Raw genomic sequence first — 11,270 nt, forward strand, 5'->3', positions numbered from 1 at the left:
GTTGAAGCCCTTTGAAAAATCGTAGTTTCTAAACGCCGCTTCCGCGCCCGCAAAGGCGTTTGCCGCGCGCGTTAGGATCCAGCGATCAAGCCGCGTAAAATTACTCGTCTCGATCTCGCCCAGATCGCTGGTGCTTGCGAGCAGAAATCTTATCGTATTTCGGATCTTGCGGTACTGCTCGCTTACCTGTTTAAGGATATTGTCGCTGATCTTCAGATCGGTCGAATAATCGCTCATCGCGACCCAAAGGCGCAAAATTTCCACGCCGTGGCTCTTTGCGACCTCTTGTGGATAGACGACGTTTCCGACGGATTTGCTCATCTTCTGGCCCTTCTCATCGACGGTAAATCCGTGCGTGAGGATGCTTTTGTACGGCGCGCATTCGTTGATCGCGCAGCTTAGAAGCAGAGAGCTTTGAAACCAGCCGCGGTGTTGGTCGCTGCCCTCAAGATACATATCCGCAGGGAATTTGCCCGCATCGTAGGCGCCGCTTTGCAGCACCGCCTTCCACGTAGAACCGCTATCGAACCAAACGTCTAAGATGTCCATCACCTTTTCTAAATTTTCAGGCTTATAGCCGCTGTCCTGCGGCAAGAGCTCCGAAATTTCCATCTGCCACCAAGCATCCGCGCCCTTAGCCTTAAAAATTTCGTAGATATTATTTAAAATTTTTTCATCAAAGATCGGCTCTTTGGTGCTTTTATCACGGAAAAACGCGATCGGCACGCCCCAATCCCTTTGGCGCGAGATACACCAATCGGGGCGGTTCTCTATCATCGAGCTTAGGCGGTTGATGCCGCTTTGCGGGTAAAATTTAACCTTGCCGATCTCTTCAAGGGCTACTTGGCGCAGCGTCTTGCCGCTGAGCTTGGGCTCGTCCATCGCGATAAACCACTGCTTCGTCGCGCGGTAGATCACCGGCTTGTGCGTGCGCCAGCAGTGCGGATAGGAGTGGACGAATTTGCCGGATTTGATAAGTGCGGGGCCTAGAAGCTCTAAAATTTTCTCGTTTGCTTTGAAAATATGCATCCCCACGAGCTCATCTACGACGTCTGCGCGGAAGAGTTTTTTGGTTTTAAGCGTCTCGTCGAAACAGCCGCCCTCATCCACGGGCATAATCACCTCGATGCCGTATTTAAGCCCTACGAAATAATCGTCCTCGCCGTGTCCCGGAGCCGTATGCACGAGCCCGGTGCCGCCGTCCATCAGGACGTGCTCGCCGAGGATAAATTTCGAAGCTCTATCGTTTAGTGGATTGATCGCGTTTAAGCCCTCAAGCTCGGCGGCTTTAAATTCTTTTACTATCTCGCCCTTCGTGATGCCCAGGCTTACGAGGCTTTCGACCAAAGGTTTTGCAAAGATTAAATTTTCGCTCGTCAGCGCGTAAATTTCATTCGGGTTCAAAGATATCGCGCCGTTTGCAGGCAGCGTCCAAGGCGTAGTCGTCCAGATGACCGCTTTAGCGCCTTTAGCGCTGATTTTGGCATTCGCTTCACTGCTTAGATCGAACGCCACGAAGATCGAGTAGTCCTCTTTGTCCTTGTATTCGACCTCGGCTTCTGCAAGCGCGCTTTTTGCCGCCCAGCTCCAAAATACGGGCTTACTTCGCTCGATTAAAATTCCTTTTTTCGCGATTTGGCAGAGCGCTTTGTAAATTTCAGCTTCAAACTCAAATTTTAGCGTCAGATACGGATCGTCCCAGTCGCCCAAAATCCCCATATCTTTAAATTCATTGCGCTGCACGTCGATGAACTCTTTGGCGTGCTGTCTGCAAAGCTCGCGGATCTGCACTTTTGAAAGCGATTTTTTCTTATCGCCTAGTTTGATCTCTACTTGCTGCTCGATCGGCAGGCCGTGGCAGTCCCAGCCCGGCACGTAGCGGATCTCCTCGCCGAAGAAATAATGGGTTTTGGTGATGATGTCTTTTAAAATTTTATTCAGCGCGTGGCCGATGTGGAGGTGTCCGTTAGCATACGGCGGACCGTCGTGGATATTGAAGCTAACGCTTGCGCCCTTGCGTTTGGCCTTCATCTTTTCGTAAATTTTACGCTGCTCGTACCATGCCTTAAACCGCGCAGGTTCGTTCTGCGGCAGTGCGCCTCGCATCGCAAAGTCCGTCGTAGGAAGAAAGAGAGTATCTTTGTAGTCCATATTTGTACCTTTTCGTGTCTTAAAAAATTTGTGAAGTTTATCCAAAACGCCATTAAAAAGCTCTGAAAGAGCAGTCTGCGTTTATGCTATAATGTGCGAAAATTTAATGAGGGTCTTTATGAAAAATATCATCCTTGTAATCGGCGAGGAGATCCGCTACGACGCGGCTTTGATGAGTTATATTTCTCGCAGCTACGAGCGGGTTTTCGGGCGGATCGACGATCTGAAATTCTTAAGCGAAAACGATAAGGTTTTGCCCTTCGCGCTTGAAAAGATGATCGATTCGTACGATTTTATCACGATCTTTGCGGCAAACTCCGCCTACGCGGTCGTCGGTAAAATTTTATCGACGCTCTCTTTCGATTCGCTCGAGCTAAAAAACGGAGAAACTCTAGCGCCCTCGATGGCACGCACAGTAGCGAAAAATAGCTTCCTGCTAAACGTCAGAGGCTGCTCGGTAAACGTGATCAAAGCGCTTTGCTTGCAGAGCCTGCCGCCGATCCTCCAAGACGCGCCGAACGCGGGCGAGAGCTTTTATCTATTCGATTGCGAATATGAAAGCGTAAAGCAGCGCCTAGAAAGCCTTGCGATCAGTTATAAAATTTCGCTTACGATCAGCAGGCCTTGCTCCTTTTTGCTGCTCGTGCGCGCCAGTGCGATGAAATTCGGAGCGCTGGACGCGTTTTTACAAAGCGTCGGCAAGTATTATGAGAGCTGCTACATCGAAGGCGGCGATTTTATGGGCTTTGTGGTGGATAGACTGCGCGAGATAGGCGCTAAGATCACCTTCGCCGAAAGCTGCACCGCAGGACTCATCGCCGCAAAATTCGGCGCGGTTGCGGGCGTGAGCGACGTTTTTGACGGCTCGCTCGTAAGCTACGCCAACGAGATAAAAAATCTCTGGCTCAACGTAGGCGAAGATACGCTCGCACGCTACGGCGCGGTAAGCGCGCAGACCGTGGGCGAGATGCTAGAAGGCGCGCTACAAAGCAGCGGGGCGAGCTTTGCTCTTGCAGTAAGCGGTATCGCAGGCCCCGGCGGCGGAAGCGCGCAAAAGCCCGTAGGTACGGTCTTTATCGGCGCGAAGGAGCAGGGCGGCAAACAGATCGTCGGGGAATTTCATCTAAAGGGCGATCGAAACTACATCCGAGAGCAAAGCGCCGATATCGCTATCTGCTTGCTTTTGAAGCTTAGAAGCGATCTGTTTTTTGGGCGGCTTCCGAGCGCGCCTGCGAGAGATGAAATTTAAAGGAGCGGATTTTGAAAAGACGAATTTTGAAAGGATGCGGATGCGATTTAGCGCAGAATTTTATCCGAGCAAGCGGCGAGCCGGGCTTTAGATGGCCGCGAAATTTTACTTCGGCGTACGTTGGGCAGAATTTTATCTCAGTGCAGGGCGGATTAAATTTTATCTCGGCGGGTCGCGCTAGAAATTTTAATTTTATAAACGATTTTAGCTTTATAAATGCGGCGCGAAATTTTACTTTGGCGCTAGCCGCGATATGTATTTTGAGCGGCTGCGACGGCGGATCGGACGCGCAAAATCACGAGCAAAGCGCGCGCTCGGAGCAGAATTTTAGCGCGGGTAATAAAGGGCAAAATTTTAATAAAAGCGCGGATAGCTCGGGGCAAAATTCCGCGCAAAATTCTATACAAAGCTCCGTGCAAAATTCCGCGCCGCAGGGCTTTGAGCGCAAGCAAAAATCCGATCTAAATTCCACGATAGACGAGCTTGCAAACGATGCTAAAGTTTTGGGCGAGGCCCTGCAAAATTTACAGAAAAAGGCGCCCGAAGCGTTGAACGATTTCGCCGCTCGCAACGCCGATAGGATCGAGGATCTGCTAAAGCAGGGCGAGGCGGTGGCACGCGAGGCTGGCAAAAATCTTGATAAAATGAGCGAAAGCTTGCAAGGCATCATCAAGGACGCAAACGAAAGTATCGGTAAGGTCTTGGAGGGCTTTGGCGTGCAGCCCAGACAGGAGCCGCGCGGCGGACGCTCGCAGGAGCGCGATGATAATTTAGATCCTGAAGAGGCGGCTGGTAGGCAAAGCTTTAGAATTTAAATTACGCTAAATTCTACTCAAAATTTTTTGTTGCGACCGCCACCCGCAGGAAAGCGGCAAGTCTTCGCAGGAGCGTAACGAGCCTGCACGAAAGCGTGACGGACACTCATAAGAGCGCGATGAGCACCCGCAACCCGATGACGGAACCGATGGCAAGGTTTTATAGTTTAAAGCGCGGCTAGATTTCATCTAAATTTTATTTGTTGCGGCGAATGCTCGCAGAGAAACGATGCTAAATTCTATTAAAATTTCCCCTGCGCGGCGGTTTCGTTAAAATTTTACTCGCGCGAGCCTCCGCAATGGCGCTATGAACACTTACAAAAAAGTAGCGAATCTCTGTAAAACGCAACGAGTGCCCCAAGGGCGAGCATTTCTAAAATAAAGCGCGAGTAGTGAATGAAGTTTGGAATTCAAAGCTCGCGCTCTTTGAAGTTGCTGTAAAGATAAGCGGGTGGCGGCCAGTAAAGCTTTAGAATTTAAGGCCGCTTGCGATAAAACGAGAAAAATTTTACGAAGTAGGGTTATAATGCGCCCCGCAATTTCAAATTTAAAGGATAGAAATGAAAACTCTCATTATTTTGGCTCATCCAAATATCGCAAACTCGCTCGTAAACCGCCACTGGAGGGATGCTGTGCTAGCCCATCCTGATAAGTTCGAGCTTCACGATCTTTACGCGCTTTATGCGGATTTTAAAATCGATGTGGAAAAGGAGCAAAAACTGCTCGAAAGTCACGATAAAATCGTGCTTCAGTTTCCGTTTCGTTTTTCAAACTGCACGCCGCTTCTTAAGCAGTGGTTTGAGGACGTTTTTACGCGCGGCTGGGCTTATGGCACAGAGAGCGGCGGCAAGCTTAAAGGCAAAAAATTTGCGCTTGCGATCTCGCTTGGCGCGACTGAGGCAAACTACTCTAAAAACGGCATCGTAGGCTTTAGCGTGGATGAGGTGCTAGCGCCATTTAAAGCTACGTTTAATTTCGTCGGCGCGATTGCGCTACCAAATTTCGTCTCATACGGCTTTACTTACGATAAAAGCGAGCAAGCCGTAGAAAATAGCGCGAAAAATTATATAAAGTATTTAAATAAGCTTTAAATTCTTTGTTTTTCTAGCCGCCCGCCGCGCGTAAAGCTTTAAAATTTTATGTAAGCGACGCGGCTGATTTTTTAAAATTTTCGCTCAAAAAGCTCAAATTTAATCCTAAAATTTTTAAATTTTACCCCAAAATTCCGCTCGCGCTTCGTATGTGATCTCAAATGAAATTCCAAGCAAAATTCCGCGCCTAAATTTTAGCTCAGCTCTTAAATTTTAAAATTTTATCAGAGATTTTTTTATACAATTACGGCTGAAATTCGGCCCAAAAAAAAGGAGAGGGAATGTATAAGCTAAAGCATCTTCTTAGCGCGCAGGATCTAAGCCGCGAGGACATCTACGACTTCATCGATCTGGCGCGCGAGTTTAAAGCGCTCAACCGCTCTGACGTCAAAAAATCCGACTCGCTTCGCGGCAAGACGGTCATCAACGCGTTTTTTGAAAACTCTACCCGCACCCGCACGAGTTTTGAGATCGCAGCCAAGCGCCTGGGCGCGGACAGCGTAAATTTCACCGCTGCGGACAGCAGCACGAAAAAGGGCGAGACGCTGATCGACACCATCAGAAATATGCAGGCGATGCGCACCGATATCTTCGTGCTGCGCCACAGCTGCTCGGGCGCGGCGAAATTCGTCGCGGCCAACTGCGACGCATCGATCGTAAATGCGGGCGACGGGCTGAACGAGCACCCGAGCCAGGCGCTACTGGATCTTTTTACGATCAGCGAGCACAAGGGCAGGATCGAGAATTTAAACGTCGCGATCATTGGCGATATATTTCGCTCGCGCGTAGCCAGAAGCGACATCTGGGCGATGAAAAAGCTCGGCATAAACGTGCGGCTCTTCGGCCCTCCGATGATGCTGCGCGACTGCGACGCGTTCGGCTGCCCGATATGCAAAAGCGTAGAGGAGGCGATCGAGGGCGCCGACGTCATCATCATGCTTAGAATTCAGCTTGAGCGGCAAGACGGCGAGCCGAGCTTCCCGAGCGTGCGCGAATACTCGAAATTTTTCGGACTTACCGCGAGGCGCATGCAAGCTGCGAAAGAGGGCGTCATGATAATGCACCCGGGCCCGATCAATCGCGGCGTGGAGATCAACTCCGACGTGGCGGACGATCCGCGCTATAGCTGCGTTTTAGATCAGGTAGAAAACGGCGAGGCGATGCGAATGGCGATACTTCATACGATAAATTTAAACAGGAGCGCACGATGAAAATTTTAATAAAAAACGGCACGATCGTTAATCATGACGGCAGCGAGGAGGCGAACGTCCTGATCGAGGGCGATAAAATTTCAAAGATCACGCGCGAGTGTCCCGCCGCAGATCGCGTCATAGACGCTGCGGGCAAGCTCGTGATGCCCGGCCTCATCGATATGCACGTGCATTTTAGAGACCCGGGGCTCGAATACAAAGACGACGTCATCAGTGGCAGCGAAACTGCGGTCGCAGGCGGCGTGACGACCTGCCTTCCGATGGCGAACACCAAGCCCGTAAACGATAACTCCAGCATCACGCGCGCGATGATCGCTAAGGCCAAACAGCGCGGGCTTATCGATCTGCTGCCCATAGGCGCGATCTCGCAGGACTGTAAGGGCGCAAAGATCGTCGAGATGGGCGATATGCTGGAAGCCGGCTGCGTGGCTTTCAGCGACGACGGATTGCCCGTGACCGACAGCTCCGTGATGCGACAGGCGCTCGAATACTCCGCGCACTTCGGCTCATTCGTGATAAATCACAGCGAGGATTGCTCGCTTTGTCACGGCGGCGTGATGAACGAGGGCAAGATAAGCGCGATCCTAGGTCTAAAGGGGATGGCGAGCGAAAAAGAGGAGATCATGATCGCGCGCGATCTGCTGCTTGCCAAAAAGACGGGCGGGCACATCCACATCGCGCACGTAAGCTCGGCGTGGTCATTAAAGCTCATCGAGCAGGCTAAGCGCGAGGGCATCCGCGTCACCTGCGAGGCTACGCCGCATCACTTCACTTTCGACGAGCGCGAGCTGATGGGATACGATACGAATTTTAAAATGTCGCCGCCGCTTCGCACTCAAAGCGACGTGCAGGCGATCAGAGAGGCGCTTAAAAGTGGTCTAATCGACGCCATCGTGACCGATCACGCTCCGCACAACACCGACGATAAATTCGTCGAATTCGACCACGCGCCGTTTGGAATTTTAGGGCTTCAAACCCTCGTACCGCTTACGCTGCGGCTAGTAACCGAGGGTGTCATCAGCCTTGAAGACATGGTGCGGCTGTGCTCGTTTAATCCAGCTAAAATTCTAAATTTAAAGGACAAGGGCGAGGTCAAAGAGGGCTTTTTGGCTGACGTCGCGATCATCGATCCGCAGATTTCCTACGTTTACGACGAGGCGCTAAATAAGTCCAAATCGCGCAATTCGCCGCTTTTCGGCAAGCAGCTTACGGGCGCTGCGGTATGCACGATCAAGAGCGGCCGCGTGGTCTATGAGTTTCCAAACGTCGTAGTGTAGGGCGCTTGCGGCGTAGAGCTTGCGAGCGGCGGCTTGGCGAGCGCAGCTTGCTGACGGACGGCATTCGTAGCGCAAATGGTGCTATTGCTTAATTTTAAATTTAGCTAGTTTGGGTGCAACGGCTTACTTTTAAAATTTCATAACGCGAGCGCGGTTGAAATTTTTTTAAAGCGGTTTGTCATTTTTAAAGTGCGCGTAAATTTAACACACATCGCCTTGCCTGTGCCGCTCGTAGATTTCGGCTTCGGAATTTTATCCGTACCCGTGTGTGAGCTGCTTTTAAAATTTTATGTTCGCGGCGGTTGAGAATTCTATCTTTGCGCAGATTTGTTTTTACTTCACGCGCAAATTTTATCGTGATTAAATTTGTCGCTAAGGCGCAAAATTTTAAAATTTTGCCGCCGCTAGCTTTTGGCGCGGAGCATAAATAATCCGCCGCATGAACGGGAGCGATCGAAATTTAAAGGATATCTATGAGCGGCGAAATATATCTCTCGTGCGCGCTGTGCGTCGCGCTAAAATCAGCTCTGCGCGGCAATCCTAAGCCACTGCCGCAAGATCAAAAATATATAAAATATTTAAATTTTGAGTTTGCAAAGGAGCATTTCCGCACCGCAGAGGGTGTGAGCCGCGCAGCGCATGGCGGCGTAAACGACGCAAGTAAAGCTGCGGAGCAAAAAGATGCGTACGGCGCAGTGCAGAGCAGTGCGACGGAGGCAGTGAAACAAAAGCGCGCGAACAGCAAAGAAGCGTCAAATGAAAAAGCGGTTAGTAAAAAAGGCGCCGACGAAAGCACGGGCTCGCCACTTTTGCAAAAAGCGTGCGAGTTTTTCACCGGACGGCTCGCGCAAAAAGGACGCGAGGACGAGCCGATCTACGCACGGCAGCGTTGGATAAAGCAGTGCCTAAAGCTCGGTCTGAAGGACGCGGGGCTTAGTATTTTAACTTTCGCAAAAGATAGAGCGCTTTTGGGTTTTTCGGGTATGAACGTAAACGGCATCGTCTGCCGCTTTGAGGACTTTGACGGCGTTTTTACGCCTGATTGGAAATACGATCGCGACAAAAAGGCTTGGCGCGTGAAATACGTCGAGCGCCTTTGGCGCGGGATGCCGCGGGATGCGCTAAACGCGCGCGATAACAGCGCAGAATTCGGGAATGTTTTAGTGCAAATCAGGGATTTTGCGAGCAAGATAGGCTGCGAAAACTTCGCGCAGACGTTTGACAATGCGCTTAAGACGCTGCGGGGCGAAGTCGCTGTGGGCGAGTATTACGCTGTTTCGTTTGCAGCGCTGCCGCAGCCGAGCTTGAGGGCGTTTGCCGCGGCGGGGATCGCTGATGTATTCGGTGCGATGGGCTCTTGGGACGATGAGCCGCCGTCTATGGCGCAAGAAATGGGGCTCGGGGGCGAATACGACCGTCTCTCGGACGAGCTCTTGGCGCAGAAAAACTTAGCGATTTTATTTGCGATAAACGGTTGGTAGGGCTTTGGCACAAGAGCTAGAAAGCGCGCTAAGCCTCTATCGTCGCGGGCCTATCAAACGCCGTTACGCTCGGCAGTTCGCCTTTAAATTTCTCGATCTGCACCATGCTCGTGTGCGCGGTGTTGCTTTGCGATAGCTGCGAGCTCGGTACGTCCTTGGTTAGCACGTTTATGTTGCCGTGCTTGCATAGGCTGCGCTCGCCCCAGACGGCGGGATCGTACCACGCGCCCTCGCTTACGATTACGACGTTATCTTGCGCTCGCTCGCTTACTAGCGCGCCGCAGAGGATCTCGCCTCGGTCGTTGTAGATCCTCACTACGTCGCCCGTTTTGATGCCGCGCGCCTTTGCCGTGGCGGGGCTGATGAGTGCTGGTTCGCGGTTTGCGATCTCGGCGTAGTTGCGGATGAGCGAGTTGTTTAGCTGCGAGTGGAGCCTAAATTTAGAGTGCGCGCCGCTGATGGCGATAGGATACTTGCTCACGTCGCCGTCCAGCCACTCAAACGGCTCCATCCACGTCGCGTGCGGCGGGCAGTCGGCGTAACCTAGCTTTTCGACCGCTTCTGAGTATAGCTCGATCTTGCCCGACGGCGTTTTTAGCGCGTTCTTCTCGGGGTCGGCGCGGAAGTCCGCGTAGTTTGTAAAGTACCTCTTTTTCTCGTCGATCTTATCAAATTTGACGTAGCCTTTTTGCCAAAACTCCTCAAATTTAGGCATCGCCACTCCCATGCCCTCGGCTTGCTTTGCGGCGTTTTCGTAGATTTCCTTCACCCACTCAAGTTCCGTTTTGCCCTCGCTAAAGGCCTGATCGTACTCCTCGCCCCACTGCGCGCAGATGAGCCGCGCGATCTCAAAGTCGCTCTTGCTCTCGCCCGCAGGCTTTACTAGCGGCTTAATCGCAAAAAGGTACTCGCTAGTGGAGTTTGCAAACTCTATGTCCGTGCGCTCGCATTCTAGCGCTGCCGGTAGTACGATATCGCTGAGCCTCGCCGTACTCGTCCAAAAGGGCTCTGTGGTGATGATCGCTTCGATCTTGCGCATCGCTTCGACCGCGCGGTTGGTATCGGGATGGCGGGTGAAGGTCGAGCCGTTGGCATTAAACATCACGCGAATATGCGGCATGACGTACTTTTTGCCGTTGCGCTCGATCTGCTTGCCAGGCTCCATGATCGCGTCTATGAGCCTGCTGTTTGGTATCTCGTGGTATTTGGCCTTGGCTAGCTTGCCTTGCGGGGCGATGTATTTTTCGTTTACCGCGGGATTAAAGGCCTGAAGCTTTGGCGCGATGAAGCTGATATCTGCGTTTTTATGCATCTGATCGTTCATCACGTAGCCGCGCCCCGTCTTGCCGATGTCGCCTAGCATCGCAGCTAGCGCGATAAGCGCCCAGTATGCCATCTCGCCGTGGTGCTGACGCTGTATCGCGTAGCCCGTGACGATGAACGTGTCTTTTTTAGCTAGCGTGTCGGCTAACTCTTTTAGCTCCTTTTCGCTCACGCCGCAAATTTTGCTCGCCCATTTTAGATCCTTTTTCACGCCGTCTTTCGCGCCCGTGAAATACTCCTTAAATTTATCAAACCCGACCGTGTAGCGCTCTATAAATTCCTTGTCGTAAAGCTCGTTTTCGTAAAGATATTCGCAAAGCCCGATTAGCATCGCCGTATCGGTGCAAGGGCGCACGGCAAGATAATCCGCGCCGAAATATTCCGCCGTTTCGTTGCGGTAGACGTCCACGCTGTAAATTTTCATCTCGCCTTTTTTAAATTTATCCTTCATAATCTCGTAGTAGGCGTAGGAGTTGTGCATCGGTATGCCGATAGCGATCTTGTTTGAAACGACCGGATTCGTGCCCCAAAATACGATCGTTTTGGCCTCCTTTACCACGCCCTCCCAGCGCGTAGGATTATGCGTCGGATCGATAGAACCGGTCACGTGAGGCAAAAACGCCTGCGCATCCGACGCCAACGCCGCCTTAGACTCGGCAGCACCAACAAACC

General features: G+C 51.6%; 8 protein-coding genes. 6 read left to right on the forward strand and 2 right to left on the reverse strand.

Features of this window, described 5'->3' with window-relative positions:
* On the reverse strand, positions 1 to 2,151 hold a 2,151-nt coding region (gene ileS / locus Q0095_RS08650), incomplete at its 3' end, for an isoleucine--tRNA ligase (protein WP_297883141.1).
* Positions 2,152 to 2,269: 118 nt separating this feature from the next.
* Here ileS and Q0095_RS08655 point away from each other — a divergent pair.
* The 6 genes from Q0095_RS08655 to Q0095_RS08680 all read left to right on the forward strand — a co-directional run bounded on the left by Q0095_RS08655 (position 2,270) and on the right by Q0095_RS08680 (position 9,275).
* Positions 2,270 to 3,400, forward strand: a complete 1,131-nt coding sequence (locus Q0095_RS08655) for a CinA family protein (protein ID WP_297883142.1) — start codon at positions 2,270 to 2,272, stop codon at positions 3,398 to 3,400.
* Positions 3,401 to 3,411: 11 nt separating this feature from the next.
* Complete coding sequence (locus tag Q0095_RS08660; protein WP_297883143.1) at positions 3,412 to 4,215, forward strand: hypothetical protein; 804 nt, start codon at positions 3,412 to 3,414, stop codon at positions 4,213 to 4,215.
* Positions 4,216 to 4,775: 560 nt separating this feature from the next.
* On the forward strand, positions 4,776 to 5,306 hold the full coding sequence (locus Q0095_RS08665; RefSeq protein ID WP_297883144.1) for an NAD(P)H-dependent oxidoreductase: 531 nt from the start codon (positions 4,776 to 4,778) through the stop codon (positions 5,304 to 5,306).
* A gap of 281 nt (positions 5,307 to 5,587) precedes the next feature.
* Positions 5,588 to 6,517 (forward strand): aspartate carbamoyltransferase catalytic subunit, encoded by a 930-nt coding sequence (locus Q0095_RS08670; protein WP_297883145.1) that lies wholly within the window; start codon positions 5,588 to 5,590, stop codon positions 6,515 to 6,517.
* Complete coding sequence (locus tag Q0095_RS08675) at positions 6,514 to 7,794, forward strand: dihydroorotase (protein WP_297883146.1); 1,281 nt, start codon at positions 6,514 to 6,516, stop codon at positions 7,792 to 7,794. The genes Q0095_RS08670 and Q0095_RS08675 overlap by 4 nt, the downstream gene beginning before the upstream one ends.
* Before the next feature lie 473 nt (positions 7,795 to 8,267).
* Positions 8,268 to 9,275 (forward strand): hypothetical protein, encoded by a 1,008-nt coding sequence (locus Q0095_RS08680; RefSeq protein ID WP_297883147.1) that lies wholly within the window; start codon positions 8,268 to 8,270, stop codon positions 9,273 to 9,275.
* Positions 9,276 to 9,303: 28 nt separating this feature from the next.
* Here the strand turns inward: Q0095_RS08680 and Q0095_RS08685 are convergent.
* The coding region (locus tag Q0095_RS08685) for a molybdopterin-dependent oxidoreductase (RefSeq protein WP_297883148.1) at positions 9,304 to 11,270 on the reverse strand (1,967 nt) is incomplete at its 5' end.

The sequence above is a fragment of the uncultured Campylobacter sp. genome (assembly GCF_938045535.1).
Lineage (GTDB): Bacteria > Campylobacterota > Campylobacteria > Campylobacterales > Campylobacteraceae > Campylobacter_B.